At 59.4% G+C, this 17704-nt stretch carries 13 protein-coding genes and 3 pseudogenes; 11 read left to right on the forward strand and 5 right to left on the reverse strand.

Annotation, left to right across the window (positions count from 1 at the left end; all coding sequences use genetic code 11):
* Positions 1-90 precede the first annotated feature (90 nt).
* Genes RHIBR816_RS38685 through RHIBR816_RS34790 form a run of 3 tightly spaced genes read left to right on the forward strand, consistent with a single transcriptional unit; the run spans position 91 to position 2906 of the window.
* Complete coding sequence (locus tag RHIBR816_RS38685; protein WP_018240380.1) at positions 91-540, forward strand: helix-turn-helix domain-containing protein; 450 nt, start codon at positions 91-93, stop codon at positions 538-540.
* Positions 541-562: 22 nt separating this feature from the next.
* Entirely contained in the window at positions 563-832 is a 270-nt protein-coding gene (locus tag RHIBR816_RS38690) for a hypothetical protein (RefSeq protein ID WP_018240381.1), read from the forward strand.
* Entirely contained in the window at positions 822-2906 is a 2085-nt protein-coding gene (locus tag RHIBR816_RS34790) for a recombinase family protein (RefSeq protein WP_052522766.1), read from the forward strand. Before RHIBR816_RS38690 ends, RHIBR816_RS34790 begins: the two co-directional genes overlap by 11 nt.
* Here the strand turns inward: RHIBR816_RS34790 and RHIBR816_RS34795 are convergent.
* From RHIBR816_RS34795 to RHIBR816_RS0130505, 3 genes and pseudogenes are all read right to left on the reverse strand, one after another.
* Positions 2880-3668, reverse strand: a pseudogene (locus tag RHIBR816_RS34795) (ISNCY family transposase); the annotation flags it as partial. The gene RHIBR816_RS34790 and the pseudogene RHIBR816_RS34795 overlap by 27 nt on opposite strands.
* A gap of 134 nt (positions 3669-3802) precedes the next feature.
* Complete coding sequence (locus RHIBR816_RS0130500) at positions 3803-4804, reverse strand: IS30 family transposase (RefSeq protein ID WP_018240384.1); 1002 nt, start codon at positions 4802-4804, stop codon at positions 3803-3805.
* Between the two features lie 285 nt (positions 4805-5089).
* The gene (locus RHIBR816_RS0130505; protein ID WP_018240385.1) at positions 5090-6463 is read right to left on the reverse strand and encodes an ISNCY family transposase; all 1374 of its coding nucleotides are present in this window, start codon (positions 6461-6463) and stop codon (positions 5090-5092) included.
* Positions 6464-6589: 126 nt separating this feature from the next.
* On the opposite strand from RHIBR816_RS0130505, the gene RHIBR816_RS37750 reads away from it, so the two are divergent.
* From RHIBR816_RS37750 to RHIBR816_RS0130535, 7 genes are all read left to right on the forward strand, one after another.
* The gene (locus RHIBR816_RS37750) at positions 6590-7528 is read left to right on the forward strand and encodes a hypothetical protein (RefSeq protein WP_198294194.1); all 939 of its coding nucleotides are present in this window, start codon (positions 6590-6592) and stop codon (positions 7526-7528) included.
* A gap of 161 nt (positions 7529-7689) precedes the next feature.
* Positions 7690-7995 carry a hypothetical protein gene (locus tag RHIBR816_RS37755; RefSeq protein WP_157628277.1) on the forward strand — a complete coding sequence of 102 codons (306 nt, stop codon included), beginning with the start codon at positions 7690-7692 and terminating at the stop codon, positions 7993-7995.
* Positions 7992-9524, forward strand: a complete 1533-nt coding sequence (locus RHIBR816_RS0130515) for a site-specific integrase (RefSeq protein WP_018240386.1) — start codon at positions 7992-7994, stop codon at positions 9522-9524. Before RHIBR816_RS37755 ends, RHIBR816_RS0130515 begins: the two co-directional genes overlap by 4 nt.
* A complete protein-coding gene (locus RHIBR816_RS0130520) occupies positions 9521-11881 on the forward strand; it encodes a hypothetical protein (protein WP_018240387.1) in 2361 nt (786 codons plus the stop codon). The genes RHIBR816_RS0130515 and RHIBR816_RS0130520 overlap by 4 nt, the downstream gene beginning before the upstream one ends.
* Positions 11874-12326, forward strand: coding sequence for a hypothetical protein (locus RHIBR816_RS0130525; protein ID WP_018240388.1), 453 nt, complete (start codon positions 11874-11876; stop codon positions 12324-12326). Before RHIBR816_RS0130520 ends, RHIBR816_RS0130525 begins: the two co-directional genes overlap by 8 nt.
* On the forward strand, positions 12326-12736 hold the full coding sequence (locus RHIBR816_RS0130530) for a hypothetical protein (protein ID WP_018240389.1): 411 nt from the start codon (positions 12326-12328) through the stop codon (positions 12734-12736). Before RHIBR816_RS0130525 ends, RHIBR816_RS0130530 begins: the two co-directional genes overlap by 1 nt.
* Positions 12737-12875: 139 nt before the next feature.
* Complete coding sequence (locus RHIBR816_RS0130535; protein WP_018240390.1) at positions 12876-15164, forward strand: AAA family ATPase; 2289 nt, start codon at positions 12876-12878, stop codon at positions 15162-15164.
* Positions 15165-15635: 471 nt separating this feature from the next.
* Here the strand turns inward: RHIBR816_RS0130535 and RHIBR816_RS0130540 are convergent, their stop codons facing one another.
* Both RHIBR816_RS0130540 and RHIBR816_RS34805 read right to left on the reverse strand, forming a co-directional pair.
* Positions 15636-16865 (reverse strand): acetyl-CoA carboxylase biotin carboxylase subunit family protein, encoded by a 1230-nt coding sequence (locus tag RHIBR816_RS0130540; protein WP_018240391.1) that lies wholly within the window; start codon positions 16863-16865, stop codon positions 15636-15638.
* Positions 16866-17170: 305 nt separating this feature from the next.
* A pseudogene (locus RHIBR816_RS34805) lies at positions 17171-17349 on the reverse strand (IS3 family transposase); the annotation flags it as partial.
* A gap of 6 nt (positions 17350-17355) precedes the next feature.
* Here RHIBR816_RS34805 and RHIBR816_RS34810 point away from each other — a divergent pair.
* Positions 17356-17704 (forward strand): annotated as a pseudogene (locus RHIBR816_RS34810) (IS30 family transposase); the annotation flags it as partial.

The following is a 17704-nucleotide window of genomic DNA, read 5'->3' on the forward strand; positions in this document are numbered from 1 at the left end:
AATTACTGGGCTATCAATGATAATAGAGATATGATTTAATTGACGTGTGATCTGGATGCGGCATAATTTAGATTACACAAGGAGGCTCCCGTGACCAAAGAAAGCAAGCCCGATCGCCTGCGCCAGATGGGCGCTCTGAACCCCAAGCCCGAGAGCGTCCGCGCCCCCTGGTTCCGGGAAGCAGGTTTCTTTGATCCGCTCGATCTCGTGCAAGTGAAGTATGAGATGCTTCGGCACGCCCGCGAAGACGGCACCAACAAAGCGGACGCGGCCGCGCTTTTCGGGCTGTCTCGGCAGACCTACTATCAAGCGGAGGCCGCGTTCGAGCGCGATGGCATGTCCGGCCTCTTGCCGCGCACCCGCGGGCCGAAGTCAGCCCACAAACTTACTGGCGAGGTCATGCGTCTCGTCGAGGAGCATCTCGATGCGAACGGCCAACTGCAGGCCCGTTCTCTGGCGGACCTGGTGCATGCGAGACTGGGCATCAGCGTCCATCCTCGCAGCATCGAACGCGCGGTGGCGCGTAAAAAAAAACGATGACGAGCCGACGCACGCAATCGCCATGTCGGAGAACGGCAAGGATGTTTACGAAGCGCTCCGCGCCGATGTTATTTGCGGCACGGCTTGCGCGAGGCGCATGGGCGCCATCGTCTTTCACGGACTGTGGCGCGGCCTGGCGGTGCTGATCGCACCACATCAATCCGCGATAGCGCGACAGCAGTCGACGCCTCGGCTCAAGGTAACTTCACTGGTCGCGCACGATCGCCAGCTCGTGCACATGCTCGCCAATATGGTGCTGGCAGCAGAGACAGGAGGAAGCCATGTCTACTGATAATGCCATGAAGATTAGCGCCGATCACCTGCGGCGCGATGCGTTTCTCTACGTCCGCCAGTCCTCCCTTCGTCAGGTGTTCGAGAACACCGAGAGCACGAAGCGGCAATATGCACTGCGGGACCGCGCGGTGGCGCTGGGTTGGCCGATTGAGCGTGTCCACGTCATCGACAACGACCTCGGCCTTTCCGGTGCACAGTCGCAGGACCGCGACGGATTTCAGCGCTTGGTGAGCGAGGTCGCAATGGGGCACGCAGGGATCGTGCTGGGACTGGAAGTATCTCGGCTGGCTCGCAACAATGCTGACTGGCATCGCCTTCTGGAACTGGCCGCCATGTCGCGCACGCTCATCATGGACGAAGATGGCGTTTACGACGCGGCGTCGTTCAACGATCGTATGCTGCTCGGCCTGAAGGGTACGATGAGTGAGGCCGAACTGCACATCCTGAAGTCTCGACTGCAAGGCGGCATTCTCAACAAGGCGCGTCGTGGCGAGCTCGAGTTACCGTTGCCGATCGGACTGGTTTACACGCCTGATATGCGCGTGGTGCTCGATCCGGATCGCCAGATCCAGGACACGGTGCGCATGCTGTTCGATACCTTCCGGGAGGTGGGCTCAGCCTGTGCGGTCGTGCGCCGCCTGCGCAGCGAGAAGATCCTGTTTCCCCGTCGTATCCGTCGCGGCATCGGCAAGGGCGACGTGCTGTGGAGCGAGATCGACCATTCTCGCGTGATCCAGATTTTGCACAATCCACGATACGCTGGTGCTTTCGCATACGGACGCACACGCACGATCTACAATGCCAAGCTTAAGTCCGTACAGCAGAAGATGCCGAGATCCGACTGGCAGGTGCTCATCCCTCAGGCCCATGAAGGCTACATCTCGTGGGACGAGTTCGAACGCAATCAAACAAGTCTTGAACAAAATGCAGTCGGTTTTTCTCCGGGCCTGCGGGGTCGTATGCCTCGCCAAGGCAACGGCTTATTGCAAGGAAGAGTTTTGTGCGGTCGTTGTGGCGCTCGCATGCGGGTCCATTATGAACAGTTCGAGGGCAATCTTCGTCCCTATTACATCTGCAACGAGGCCGTCGTGCGCCACGCGGGCAAGGCTTGCCAATGGGCAAGAGGACCAGCGATCGATGAAGCGGTCAGCGCGTTGCTGCTCGAAGCGATGGCACCAACGGCGATACAGGTCGCGCTTGCGGTGCAGGAGGAGATCTCACAACGTGTCGAGCAAGCTGCCTCGCTGCGCGACAAGCAGTTACAGCGCGCCCGGTATGAGGCTGAACTCGCACGCCGCCGCTATCTGAAGGTCGATCCCGACAATCGCTTGGTTGCCGACGCACTCGAAGCGGACTGGAATGGCAAGCTTCGCGACCTCGATACGCTTCAGCGCGAACATGAGCGTCAGAACGAGACAGACCAGTCATTGCTGGACGGCGCTATGCAGGAACGGATCCGAGCGCTGGCCGCAGATTTTCCGCGCATCTGGAACAACGAGCGCACGAGCCCGGTCGAGCGTAAACGCATGCTTGGCCTCCTCATCGAAGACGTGACACTGCTGGTCGACGAGCAGATCAACATGCACATCCGCTGGCGCGGAGGTCGCACGCAAAGCCTGGCAGTAGCTCGTCCCCGGCCCATGGCCGTGATCCGCAAGACCCCGGAAGCGGTTGTGGCATTGATCAACGAACTGCTGGAGACCGACAACGACCAGCAGATTGCCAGTCGTCTCAACGCACTCGGGCATCGTAACTGGCGCGGTGAGGCTTTTACCTTGAAGAAAGTCATGCTCGTTCGTCGAGCCTATGGGCTGAAGACCCGGTTCGAACGGTTGCGCGAGAGCGGCATGCTAACTGGCGAGGAAGTGGCTCGTCGATTTGGCGTAAGCGCCACAACCGTACACCAACTCGGACGCGATGGTGTTCTCAAGCGCCATCGCTACGCTACCAACCACCGCTACCTGTATGAGCCACCGGGCAACGTCAGACTCGCAAAAGGAGTCGGCGGCCGCTATGGTAGCCGCCAACCCCGGTTAATTGACGCTCAACAAATCCAACAAGGTGCATCGTGATGTCTGCTCCTTGGCCTGCGGGGTATTGGCACAGATGATGTCGATGTTGAGCTCATAAAGAGCCCGGCCGAACTGCGTCAGACCGCTGGATCTGTCCTTCTCGGAAGCATGGGTGGTGCGGAAGATGCCATGCTTGTCGCTGTAGAAGGCGATCGGCTTGCCCCATTGCTGCAGATAGGCCTTCGTCGCGTGCAGATAGTCGAAGGTGTTCTCTGAAGTCGCAAAGCGTAAGTGCAACAGCTTGCCGGTGGCATCGTCGATATAAACGAGCAGGGCGCATTTGGGACCGCGGTTCTCGAACCACCAATGAAGCGAGCCGTCAATCTGAACCAGTTCGCCGAAGCAATCGCGCCGGGCGCGCGGCTGGAAAACCCGCTTCTTGCGTTCGCGCCGTGACGTCCAGAGGCCGGCCGCGATCATCCACTGGCGCAGCGTCTCCTTGCTGACGGCAATCCGGTGGCGCTCGATCAGCTTCTCGGCCGCCAGCGTCGGTCCGAAATCCACGTAATGCTCACGCACCAGGTCGAGCACCAGGTTGCGGAAGTCCTCGCTGTGGCGCCGGTTGCTCGGCCGGCCGCGCTTCTTCGAGACCAGACCGTCGGCGCCGGCCCGATCATAGGCCTGCAACAGCCGGTGCACCTGACTGCGACTGAGACCGAGCAACGCGGCCGCCTGGACGACGGTCAGGCCACGCCCACGAATCCGCTGGATCAGTTCAAGACGATGCAATTCCTTCTGCGACATGACGATCAAACAAGACATGACGACTCCGAACGCTCATGGTCTCAACCACGCTTCACGTCGCCAGTCTTCTCTAACTGGCTCATGTGTCGCATTTCTAAAATGCCGTGGAGAATCTAATCCAAGTGCAACAATGACGAGTGGAGGGTAGGGGATTACCCGCAATCTCGCAAATGCGCCATGAACACCTCGGCTGGTGTGCGATAGCCGAGGCACTTCCTGGGCAGGGAATTGAGGTGGTGGGCAAGGGCGACCAGCCGCTGCTGGCTGACGGCGGATGGGTCGGTATCGCTCGGCACGAAACGGCGGATGCGCTTGTTGGTGTTCTCGACCGCACCTTTCTGCCACGGTGAATTTGGATCGCAGAACCAGCTCCTGGCGCCGATCCCATCTTCCAAAGCCCTGAAACCGCGAAACTCGGTACCACGGTCGAAGGTGAAGCTCTGCCGGGCAAAGGCCGGTAGCGGTGCGAAGGCATCGACGATCCTGTCGATGAGCGGCCGAGAGTGACGGCTGCCATTCTTGATCATCACCGTGTAGCGGCTCTTGCGCTCGACCAGCGAGGTGACATTGGCCTCACCGAGGTCGCGCCGGAAGATCAAGAGATCACCCTCCCAATGCCCGAACTGCGAGCGATCGGCAATAAAATCAGGACGTTGGCTGATCCTGCAATCAAACGGGATCGAGCCGTCACGGGGCTTGCGGGAGCGGCGTGGGCGGCGCTTGCGACGGCCTTCCGGCAGATGTCGATAGAGCTCCAGCGCAGAATCTTCCTTGCCATAAATGAAGCGATAGATCGTCTCGGTGCAGACACGGACGGCGCTCACACCGTCGGCAAGCAGACGGCCGGCGATCTGCTCCGGCGACCAAAGTGCCTTCAGTTGCTCGATCACCAGCTCGCGCAGCTGCGGGTGACGCCTGAGCTTGCGCAGGCGTCGTCGACGCTCCTTGGAGAGGTCGTTGGCAATGCCACCATAATAGCCGCTGTATTCCGGAAACTCGGCATCGTGAAAGGTGTTGCGCTTCAGCTCGCGATAGATCGTCGAGCGATGACGGCCGAGCTGCCGGGCAATCTCGGCAACCGGAACCTTGCGTTCGAGAAGCTGATGCAAACGTCGACGGTCGGGAAGGGTGAGCTGCAAATAGCACTGCGACATGCAAAAATCTCCAAGGCCAAGCCATTGTTTTTATTGCCATGTCGCACTTGGAAATAGAATGTACCCGGCTACATCAAATGTGGCGGCCAGGTTGAAATGTCCGTTCCGGCGCAAAGTTGAAATGTCACTTTGGATACGTCTTCAGCCACTTAGAAATACGACACTCGGCATCACCACTTGCGCTGAGGCAAGCCCCCGACCGGACCGGCTGGGCCGGGTTGCAAGGGAAGGGAGGGGGCGGCTGAAGGGCACCCCTTCGGCTAGCTTGGACAGTTGGAGAGCCAGTCATTCCGCCGCATCGAGGTCAGAGAGCGCCTGTCGCCGTCGGGCAATGACCGCTGGATCGTTCATGAAATCCTTCCGACGTCCCGGGCCGCGCGCGCGTCGAACATAGCCGTTCTTCTCGCTGTTCGTCTTCACGGCCGGCTTCCTCTGCTGCTCCTGACGTTCCTTGATGTAGGCCAGGACATCACCGAGCCTTTTGTTCTCGGTGATCGCTGCATGCGTCACCCGCTGGTTTTTGTCGAACACCTGGTAGGGCAGGGAATGCCCCTTCCAGCGCACATCCAGCCGGCCGTCCGCATAGGCATAGGTCTCGACATAGCGACCGACCAGCCCGCGCGTCACCTCGGTCTCCTCCAGCATGATCCGCTGGCGCTCGTAGGAGAACGTCAGTTGCGTGCCGACATAACGCTGCTCACGTTTGCACAGGACGTCGCGCAGCCGATCCGGGGCAAGGTTCAGCGGCCGGTGCAGGTCGTCAGATCGGGCAGGGGGAATGGCAAACTGGCGGTTATAGCGCTCCATGAACTGAGGCAGGAAAGCGTTGCCGTCGTCCATGCCGCAGATGCCCTCCAGACGCAGATCCTTGATCAAGCGGTCCTGCAGCGTCCGGTTCATCCGTTCGACGCGACCCTTGGCCTGGCTCGAGTTTGCGCAAAGAATCTCGATGTTTAGCTCAGAAAGCGCGCGGCCGAACTGGGTCATGCCCTGGCCACCCTTGGCATCCTTCTTCGCCACCCGGAACACCGAATGCTTGTCGGAATAGAAGGCGACCGGAGCACCATGCGCCTTCAGATAGAGTTCCAGTGCCTCGAAATACGTGAACGCACTTTCCGATCGTACGAACCGCAGCTGCATCAGCTTGCCGGTCGCATCGTCGATGAACACCAGCAGCGAACATGGCGGCCCGCGATCCTCAAACCAACGATGCTCGGATCCGTCGATCTGCACCAGTTCGCCATAGGCCTCGCGCCGCAACCGCGGCTGATGAAAGGTCCGCCGCTGCTTGCGCGACAGCCACAGGCCGGCCTCCGACATCCATTGGCGCAAGGTCTCGCGCGACACCGTCAGGCCGTCGCGCTCGGCGAGCTTCTCAGCGGCTAATGTCGGTCCGAAGTCCGCATAGCACTCGCGTAAGAGCGTCACGGCATAATCGCGCACGCCGTCACAAATCCGATTGTTCGATGGCCGGCCGATCGCCTTGTGCCGGATCGACGCCGCACCGCCAGCGCTGATCCGATCCAACAGACGACGCACCTGGCGGGTACTCAGGTCCAGCACATGTGCCGCCGACACCAACGTCATACGCCCGGCGATCACCTTCGACAAAATCTCGATCCGCTGCAGGTCGCGCTCGCTCATCGCAATCAATCCCATCCGCAATCTCCCAGGTCATCAAAATCCGGGGAGAGTGACATTCCAACTTTGCAGGAACAGGACACTTTAACTTTGCGGCTACATCAAAAAATCGCATAATCTATCTTATGGAACACCCGAGCGGTTTTGTTCGTGTTGCTTTTTGATCCCAAACCGCCGGTTACATTGTTGTGGAATTCCTCGATAAACGGCGGTTTCCAGTGTTGCTTTTCGGCATGGACATCGCGTTTGCCTCGTGATGACCTTTCAGGCACTTTCCTCGTAAAAGTCATCTGGCTGATGCTTTCTCGCACTACATCGAAGTGCATCGAAGCCCAGCGAGAAAACATGCCAATTAATCTCGGTTCGAAATCGCTGCCGCCACCGGCGGCTGGTTGGATCAGCGTCAGTCCGTCCGGGATCCCTCGGTACTGGGCGACGATCTGGAGCGACGTGTTGAAAACGCCGCTGGAGCCGTCGACCCGCCGCAAGCATCTGTCGGCTCTGGATCGGTTCTATGACTCCGTACAGCGCCAGCGCGGCAGTGATTGCCTCGACCGGCTGATCGCCGAGGCCGACGCTGATGCACTTGAGGACTGCCTGGTCGGCTTTCTGGCGCAGCTCCGCAATGAAGCTGCGATCAACCGATCCGACAACACTCCAACTTGGACAACTGCGGTCGAGTTCATCAAAGAGATGTTGCAGCAGGCCCAGAAAGGAGCTGGCCCTCGTACAAATGAGATCGCGGCGAAGATATTACGGCTCGAAACTTACTATGGCCAACTGGTGCCCAATTCGCCACGGCCGCCGCCTCCAATCCGGGCGCTTCCGCCGCTAGTCATCGAGGACCTGTACGAAATCTTCAGGCCAGATTCACCACGAAACCCGTTCAGGACTGAGACATTGCGCTGGCGCAACCTTTTGGTCTTCATGTTGCTGCTGCGCCTCGGGCTACGGCGTGGCGAAGGCGCGTTGCTGTATGCTTCATCATTTAAGGAGGACTTCGTGTCGCTCGCAACACCGTCCATTGGTTGGATGTCGAGGAAGTCGATGATCCGGACCCTCGGTATGAGCAACCTGGACTAAAGACAGAGACGTCGCGACGCCAGCTTCCGCTGCAACAGGAGATCGTTGACCTCGTCCGGTTCTACATCCGCAACTATCGTGGACGGGCAAATCACCCACATCTGTTGATCTCTCAAAAAGGCCTGCCACTTTCGCTACGATCCCTCAGCGAAATCTTTGAGGTGGCGACTAAGGCTCTGTCAGATGAGGCCAAAAAATCGTTAGAAAAGCAGGGACTTAAAGGCGTCTCTTGTCATGATCGCCATACATCCGCTGTGGTCAGGATGCGTCGATACCAGGACGCAGGCAATGATCTCGACAAAGCACAGGAGAAATTGCGGACGTTCTTCGGCTGGTCGAAGAAGTCGGATATGCCCCGGTTGTACGCTAAAGCCTACTTTGAAACAGCGCTCGCCGAAGTCTGGAACGAGAAGTTTGAAAACTTTGTCGATGCCCTGCGTCGCACGGTTCCGGAGGCCGGACAATGAGTGCCATTGCACGCAGTGTGAAGCCGGAGCTACTTGAAAAATTGGTGGAACTCTCTGCTGGGCTGCCACAACTTCCCCCGGTCATCAGATACTACGATGACTTCGCGGACGAGATGGTGGCTATTCGCGACATCGGCGATTATGACCAGGTCGAACTTCGGTTGGATGGTGTTCGATGTCCTTTGGAATTCGTTCGGTTCGGTGCAGCTTCCGACGTGGTGAAGCGTGTTTTAGTCGATTGGCTTCACCAGTATGATCCGCATTCGGTGAAGTTGTGGTTCGACAGGCTCTGCAGTTACATCGTCCGCCGGGGCCTAGATTCCTTTGCATACCTAGTTGCTTCGCCCGCATATGACGCTCGCGCTCATTGGACCTCGTTCGTCTTGACTGAAGTGCAAGTGGACGAAGGCTCCGCGTTGAGGGCGTTGTTACGATCTTTGTGTCGATTGAATATCGGACATTGGGAGCCTTCCGCACTATCGGTTATTCGTGCATTGCCGAGTCCGAAAGTAGACAGGTATCGCGTCGTTCGCATCGGCGACTGCTTCCTGCCACTGGATCATCAAAGCCTGATCGTCGACCACATCGATGCGATGTGCGCGGCGCTTTCGAATGATCCGCAGTCGATTGATGACGAAGCGCTGCGGGACGTGTGCATCTTGGTCACGTCGTACCAATATGCCTTCCGTCCAGGTCAGATCGCGCGGATCGAGACGGCCGATGTCCGGCTGTACTCGACTGGTGCGGTGCATGTGGCGGTCACCCGGATCAAGCAGAAGGACAACCGCAAGCGCATTCGAGAAACCCGGCGGATCAAGCGAGAGTGGGGCCCGCTCTTCAATGAGTTCGTAAAGCGTCGGGACGCAGGAAGCGTCATGATAGAGGAGGGCGTGCCCCCTCGCCTCCTCTTCGGCCTCACGCCGTCCGGTGTTAGCCGGGTCATTCTTGAGCTTACGTCGGACTTGACGGGTGAGGCTTGGTCTCCAACCGACCTGAGACATACGGCGGCACAACGTCTCGCGGACGGCGGCATCTCGCACGCTGGTCTCTCGGAGTTCATGGGACACTCCAGCGACCGTGTAGCCAACGTCTACTTCGACGCATCGCCACCGCAGGCCAAGCGCATCAACGACGCCCTTGCGATCCCGCCTATCTACAAGAACGTCGCCAAGATCGCGACGACGAAAACCATCGACAAAGAAATGCTGCTGGGTCTTCCAGCCGAGAAGCAGATCGGCGGCGTGCCTCACGGGATTCCTATTGCCGGAATAGGCGGTTGCAACCTGGGTCAAAACCTCTGCATGAAGAACCCGGTGGTGGCTTGCTACACCTGCTCTCAGTTCATGCCGCTGAACGACCCAGAAATCCATCAGGAGGTGGTGGAGAGCCTTCGTCCGGTCGTGACGGAGTTTGCCGCTGCGTCCCGCAACAACCAGCAATCCCCTGCCTACGCTCAATTGAAGAGCACGCTCGACGCCGCACGGCGCATCGCCGAGGAACTGAAATCCGATGGTGAGGACGAAGTATGAACCCGTTCTATGCCGAATACATCGCCACGGCCAAGAGGCTGGCCGAAGAGCGCGGCCTAAGCTGGAATTTGGTCTTTGATAGTAATGGCAAGGTCAGCAAAGAGACAAGGTGGAACCTGACGGAGCTTAGAGGCGGGCTCTCCAAACCTGTTGCATGGTTGGGTCAGGTCGGGGTGGACACAGCACCCTTCCAGAAACTGAACGATATCAGAGTGGAAATGGGGCAAGGTCTCCTGGGGCCAAAGCCCATGTCTCCTCACTGGCTGGACTTCTTCCAGGCGGTATTGATCCACCAGCTTCTCCTCGGTCAGACGAAGCCTGGGAGCGCCGTTCAAGTGGGCGCGGGGATTCGACGACTGGCACCTGCGGCAGAGGATACGCCTCCATGGGCGGTTACACCCGATCAAATCCAGCAGGCCTACAACGCCGTTCTGCGATCCTCGGAATCCGGCAAGCAGGCGCTCGACTTCGTCACCATGGTCAGGAACGTCATCGACAAACAGAAGCTCGCCGACATCCCTGCTCTGGCCCGTTTCTGCCAGCCCTATGCCAGCAAGGAAGCGTTGACGGCGCAACAGCGGGCCGATGCGGTCAAAAACCGCCAAAACGCCCACGGCGGCCGCAAGAGCCTTCGGCGCAGCCTGGCTGAACGGAAGTCAGCGTCGAAGCTTCCGGATGAAAAAGCATTCTGGGAGCTGGTGCGGATTGTGTTCACCGAGACGCCCCTATACTTCTCGGATGCTATCCGGTTTGCGGCGTTCAAGGTCCAGATCATCATGGGCTTCCGGATCGGAGAGGCCGCCCTCCTTCCATTGGACTGGAAGCGTTGGCGTGAGTACCTGGATGCCGACGGCCGACCGGCCGGAGAGCACGGTGGGTTCTCGCGCTCGCTGATAATCCGATACTTTGCGGAAAAGCAGGAAGAGGATGATCTGGCCGAGGGCTTGGCCCTGTACGAGAACATCCAGCACGTTCCGCCGATGTTCGAGGAGATTTTGGTCGAGACGCTCGACCACATCGCGACCATCACCGCCCCACTGCGCGACCGACTGAAACGACAGTCTGAAACGGGCCGCATCTTTCCCGAATATACCGAGGACGCGCTCGTTCCTGCCTGGGAGATGTACGTCCGCATGACAGGAAATGCGGTCATCTCGGACGCAGAGGTTCCTCCGCAACTGATCCGGCAATACCGCGAGAGCTACGACCCGCAGTACCTCGACACCATCCGGAACCTTCAACTGGACGGCAAGCCTGCTGGCTTGTCGCAGTTCTGGACTCACCCGGCTCAACGGGTCATTCCGATCCGAACATCGGCGGGTTTGATCGAGAACGGTCGAATTAACTGGCGATCCGCATTTGTCCGCGTCGGTGATGTTGAGGAACACATCAGAGAAAGTCGCGGCACAAAGCTGTCCGCCACCAAGCCAACAACGACAACCGACGGCACGGTGTTTTATCCCCACGACCTCCTGGTCCTTATGCCGATCAGAAACCTGATCGAGGGGCGCAACAACGGCCTTCTCGACACGACCATGTACTCTGCCATCGGAATTTTGGACAAAGGGCCGCTGAACGGATCGTTGAGCGGCAAGGCAAGTGGCGAGACCCTGTTCCAGCGCTACGGTCAGACGGACGAGGACCGCGCGTTGACGCTGACCTCTCACTCCCTGCGGCACCTGCAGAACACCGAACTGTTCCGCCTCGGCGTCGCCGATACGATGATCACGAAAAAGTTCGGTCGGCGGAGCGTCCAGCAGAGTTATGAGTACGACCATCGAAGCCTTCACGAGGACGTCCAGCACATCGACGTCCCACCGGAAGCCGAGGATTCTCTCGGGGACAAGGCGCTTCAGGTCTACAAGATGATCGCCGCCAACAAGGTACGCGGACCTATCGTTGACGAATTCCGGCGTGTTCAGCGGGAATACGGTGACGACGCTGCCTTCGACTATCTCAATGCCGAGGCCGACGGCCTCCACGTCACACCCTACGGGCTTTGCGTGAACAGCTTCACCAGCGATCCCTGCCCGAAACACCTCGAATGCTTTAACGGCTGCCTTCATCTTGCCCGGACCGACGTCGTCGAAGAGCACGATCATCTCGAAAAGATGCGCGACCGCTTCGCGAAGATCATCATCCAGTTGGAATCCGTTCCCGAGGGACGTCGATATGCTGGCTGGGCGAACCAGATCGCGCACGCCCGTATCCGCTACGAGAACATCGGCAAGGCGCTCGCGACGGAGCCCGGTGAACGCCCTTTCCCCGATGGCATGGACCTCTCCGTGACGCCTGAGCAGAAGTTCGGTAACACCATCATCGACACCATGAACCGTATGCGAGACCTCGATGATTGATAAGAACGCCCATCTTGAGGAACTGCTAGAGGCGATGATCGCCGAGGACGAAACCATCACAGCCCGAGCCATCGTCCGGCGCAGCGGCGACGTCTTCAAGAACGCCACCGACATAACCCGGAACGTCGACCGACGCACCAAGTTCGAGACTGCCCAACGAAAGCAGGAGACTATAAGAACCTCCATCGGCCGTAGCAGCAATAAGTCTCGCGCAGAGTTGGACCGACTGGTTGAGGTGAAGAACGCCGAGATCGATGAGCTACAGGCCGACAGGCAGCTCGTAGTCGCCTCACATCGCATGATGATCCTTGCTGTCGCCGAAATGGGTGGCTTCTCTAAATGGAAGCGCTTCTTCGAGGGCTACCAGGCGACCGTCGACAAGCTCGACAACATGGATGCCATTCCTTCCGGCGAAGTCGTCGCCCTCCCTCCGAGGAAATCCTGATGGCGCGAGGGACGGGCAAGAGCGGCGTCGAGGTCGCCCAGGAACATGTCGATGCCCTGGAATCTTATCTGGAGAACCTTGGCGACCAGCCGCTTCCTCGTTACGGCGGCGTCGAGCTGAACAAGAGTGCCATCGCCAAGGCCTGCGGCTTCGACCGGCAGGTGTTCCGCACCAATCCTCGCTGCGCCGAAATCCTCGGCAATGCTGACGACCGTGATCGCAAGGCCAACCTGACGCGCCTCGAACAGGCGGAAGCGGACCGCGAACAGAAGGCCAAGGTCGATGGCAACCAGATGGCCTTGGAGGAAGAGAACCTTCGGCTGAAGGCGGAGAACGCCTCGCTGCGCCGCGACCTGGACCGCATGAAGCGATTGAGCGCGGTGATCGCCGAGACTGGGAGACTTCCATGATTGGGTGTTTGAAGTCTGGTCCTCGGAGCCGCGCCGTCGTGGCCCCGACAGGCCGTGGGAGCTGGATCGCAGTGAATGAGGCACAGGGACCCGCGACGGCACGTCGTGGGTGGCCGCAGTGAACGGAGAGCCAGAGCCCATGGCAGGGGCCAATCAACGACGGGGTGGCGCAGAGGAGCAGACGTTCCCGGTCCTTGGTGAGCGTTCTGAGCAGTCTTCCTGGGAGCTGTCCATCACGTCAGTCCATGCCAGCCGGTTCGGCGACCATGTCATCATCGGTCGCGACGAGACCGAACAACTCCGTCGTGCCCTCGTTCTTTCCAAGAGATCGCCGCGCGATCCGGCCGTCGGCGAGACGTGGCGTGTCACAGGCTCGATCCAACTCCATCCAGAATATGGTCCGCAGCTTCATGCCGAGGTGGCTCTGCCCCTTGTCACCAAAGGGCGGGCAATCATTCGGCACCTTGCCAGCGACAAGCGCTTCGTCGGTATCGGCTGGGCGACGGCGGAGAGGGTCTGGGAGCGCTTCGGCGAGACCATCTATGACATCATCCGGGATCGCGACCTGAAGGCGCTCGCGGAGGTCGTGGGGGCGGATCGGGCCATCGCCATCGTCGACGGCTTCGGCATGCTTGCCGAGGAGGTTGAAATCTTCCGCTGGCTGGATCGATACGGCGTCTCGCCGCGTGTGGCTGGTGCTGCCGCCCGCGTCTGGGGTCTTGGAGCAATTGAGCGCATCAAGGCCGACCCGTTCACGATGACATTGCTAGAGCCGTGGAAGGACGTCGATGCGAGAGCGCTCCGGCTTGGCGTCGCCCTCGACGACCCGAGGCGGCTGACGGCCGCCGTCGAGGAAGCGTTGGCGATCCGCTTCCGGGCAGGGAACATGGCCTCCCCTTCCCCGGTCCTGAAGCCGCTGGTGAAACGCCTGCTCGCACCTTGGCCCGGCGATCCGGTGGCTGCAATCGATCTGGCCTTGGCCACCGGTCGCGTGGTGTCGCCGTCACCCGACCTTCTTCAGTCCAGAGCCTGCCGGTTCATGGAAGAAGAGGTTGCTCGGCAGATCGGCGAGCGCATTGGTCGCGAAGTTCCGGGATTCGACGGCAAGCTGGTTGTCGAGGTGATGGCCAAGGTCGAGGCGGAGATCGGCTACACCTTGACCGATGCGCAGCGCGAGGCGGTCTTCATGGCCACGACCTGCGGTGTCTGCGTGATCAGCGGCGGCGCTGGCACAGGCAAGACGACAGTCGTCCGGGCGATCCTTGCCGCCTTGGAGGCCATCCGTGAGGGTCTTCCGGGTTCGCAGCGCCATAACGTCGAGCACCTGCAGGTGGCCTTGGCAGGACGCGCCGTGAGAAAGATCAGCGAGGCGACTGGCCGCCCGGCCTGCACCCTCTCCCGCCTGATGCACGACATTGAAGACGCCGGCCGTAAGATTCGTGGTGGGACGGTCATCTTCGACGAGGCCTCGATGCTGGACACGCCCTCGATCTATCGGGTGCTCGCCCAATTGCCGCCCGAGGTCAACCTGATCTTCATCGGCGACCCCGGCCAGCTTCCGCCAATCGGACCCGGCCTGCCCTTCCACACGATGGTCAGAACCCAAGGCATTCCTTCCGTCACTCTGGAGATCGTTCATCGGCAGGATGACGCCACCGGCATTCCTGCCGTCGCCTCTGCCGTCCGTCACGGCAAACCAGTGAACCTCCGGCGGTTCGATCCGAACGTCGCCCGTTCTCCGGGCGTTTATCTCTTTCCCGCCTCGAAGGAGGAGATCGCGACGAAGGCGCTGGCCGCGTTCCGCGCCATGTGTGGTCCGGCGCCTGCGAACGGCAAGACTTCGGCGCTGCACGAGCTCGACGTGCAGATGCTCACCCAGGTGAAAAACGGACCTGCCGGTTCGAAGGACCTGAACCGCGCCATCGAGGCCGAATACATGGCCCGCCAGCCCAAGATCGAGGATTGGGGCTTGAGTGTAGGCTCCAGGATCATGTGGCTCAGGAACGACTATTCCAAAGCGCCGCGGCTCGATGCAGCGGGCAATCCGCAGGCCGACACAGCCACCGGAGAGCCGATCTGCTCGGGATTCATGAACGGCTCCCTCGGCGTGTTGAAGAAGCCCCATCCGAAAGGTGCCTGGGTCAGGTTCGACGACGGTGCTGAGGATGCAATCACCGCAGCCGATCTCGAAAAGCTGACGCACGGCTGGGCCATCAGCGTGCATAAGGCGCAAGGCTCTGCCTTCCGCCGGGTGATCATTCCTTTCGTCCGATCCAGACTACTCGACAGAACCATGCTTTACACCGCGATCACTCGGGGCATCGAAACTGTGGTGCTTGTCGGCGACATCGATCTTATCAATGAAATCGTCACCTCTGCGCCGAGAAGCTTATCGCGGGAAACGGCGCTGCGCTTTGAGCTGGAATGAAGCAACAAAGGCGCGGTCCGGACTGCGCAACACGGATGGCGACCGTTGCGAATCTGCGTCTGAAACGGAAGCAACAAATGCTGGAAAATCCGGCATGCAACACCGTTCTCGAGCAATGCGAAGCGAGAGCCCCTGAGCGGCAAGGGCTAAGGTTCACTCACTCACCCAGCTTCGCTCCCGAAAGGGCATTCTTTGGAACTGGACGCGCAAGCGCTGGTTGGTTTTGTTCTGGGATCCAAACATCTGCGGGGGTGGCTAGACCAAGCCTACCAGGATTCAATCAGGCGCGTCGCCAATTAGAAGCGGCGAAAAGCCGGCGATTGTGATGATCGTCGAACCGGGCACTGCGATCTTCCTTGCAACGTGTCGAATAACCATACCGGTGGTCGGCGCCGATAACTGCGTTCGCCAGTTGTTGAGTTGAGGGTCGCCCTTTACCTGAGCCCTGATGCGGAGATGTGGGGACCCTGATTATCCCTTTCCAGCTGGAAATGGTGGTATCGACCAATCGATTAAGTCGACGGCCTGCTGAAGCATCGCCTTGGTCCGAGCGCGGGTGGGTGAAGCGGCGATGACATGTCCGAGGCAGTCTTGCACATCGCCGTTCCTGACGATCGGTGTCTTGGGTTGAACGTACAAGTTGACCTCGGCGACACCTGGTACAGCGGCTGCCCGACTGTCGCCACCGATCCAATCGAGGATTCCATCGCGATCAGCAACTAGGAACCGCGCAGCCGCAGTCTGCGACTTGCTTCTGCGTAAGTTCCATTCGTCGCCGATGACGAGCTTAACGTGCTCGGTGATCAGATCGACACCGGAAGCCAGTTGAACCAGTTGAGGAGCGGGCGAACCCGGAAGACGCGGATTGACTTCAATGACGACTGGCCCACGCTTCGTCCATCGGAGTTCAACGTTCGTTGGCCCCCAGCCAAGACCGAGAGCTCGCAAACAGCTCAGCGAAACATCGGCGACACGATTGTGCTCGTCATCCGTCAGCACGGCCGGATAGGCGAGTTCACGATAAACGAAATGGGGTGGGCGGCAAAAGTCAAGGGCGCTGATCCCAATGACCTCATTTCCCATTATGTCAATACAATAATGCGGTCCTTGTGCGAATTCTTCGACCAGTATCCTCGGCGGGGACCGCCATATGTGCTTCCCGCCCAGCAGATAGGTCGTATGTTCGGCTAACTCATCGATGTTGCCGCACAATCGTACACCGCGGCTGCCGCTGCCTACGGCTGGCTTAAGCACCACCGGCAGGCCGATATGCGCGGCAGAGCTTTCCACCTCCGTAGCGTTCGTTGCCAAGCAATAAGCAGGTATTGGAATGCCGGCCTCCGCGAGAAGCTTACGTTGAGTGAATTTGTCGCAGCATTGTTCAATGGATGCGGGCTCCGGTCCCGGTAGATCGAAATACTGGCAGAGCTTGGCAGCTGTCGCACAGAACTTCTCTAAGGCGCACGTAATGCCAGCAATGTCATAGATCTCGCCTAGACGGGAACATTCGTGGATCAGAAAATCGAGATTGTTTGTATCAACACGGATTGCCTCAACCCTTTCCGCTGCAATGTAGTCGTACTGCGCCGGATCAGCCGACAGAGTAATTGGATGAAGGCCGAGGCGCTGGGCCGCTTGGACGTAGAGTAGACCGTTACCCCTTGGATGGCCTTCAATCAGGATGAGCGCTCTTCTCGCCATTAGCTGTTAACCCCCACGTTGCTGCTGCACGGCGCCCGGGTGTAGATCGGCAGATGCTCAGCCGTGCCTCACCTAAGGCCTTATGGTGAACGTACCATTGTCAGCGATTTGCGGTCGCGAAGATTCTGTGAAGTTATTTGAAAATGTCTGTTGCAACCGTTTTTATTACTGGACGGCGTGGCATGGAACGTCTCGACGAACTTTGGCAAATTGCGATTTTCAAAGAGTGCTGGGGCGCGGTGACGATTTAAGGTTTGGGATACCCAAATTTGGCCTGCTGCCGCTTTTTCGGACACGAGGTTAAGCTAGCGTAGCTTGTCTAACTCGACAGGGTTCACATAGCCGAGCGTCAAGTGCCTTCGCCGAGGTTTTAGAAGCGCTCGATGTAATCGAACACATCCGCCCTGGCGTCATCCCTCGTCCTGCAGACCTTGCGGGCTGTCCGCTCGGTCTTGAGCGACGAGAAGAAGCTTTTCATGGCGTTGGTGCATGCGTGGCCGCCAACGAGATGGCACGTGAGCGCCGAGCCAAGCTGCGCATGCTCGCCCGGTTCTCCCATTTACGCCAATCGGTGATCGAGCGGCATGCATGGCTGGTCGCCACAGCAGATCGCCGGCCGCATGCGGCTCGTGCGCCATCCGATTTGCGTCAGTTACGAGACGATCTACACGTTCGCCTATTCCGCAGACGGTCAGGCCATCAAGCTGTGGCGGCACCTGCCGGAGCGTCGAGCGAGACGGAGACCGCGGCATGCCCGACGGCTTCACGGTCGCCGCTTCTGCCCGGAACTCAACATTCTTCACCGTCCTGACACTATCGCCGAACGCAAGCAGTTCGGG

Origin of the sequence: Ensifer sp. BR816, assembly GCF_000378985.1 — a bacterium.
Taxonomy (GTDB): domain Bacteria; phylum Pseudomonadota; class Alphaproteobacteria; order Rhizobiales; family Rhizobiaceae; genus Sinorhizobium.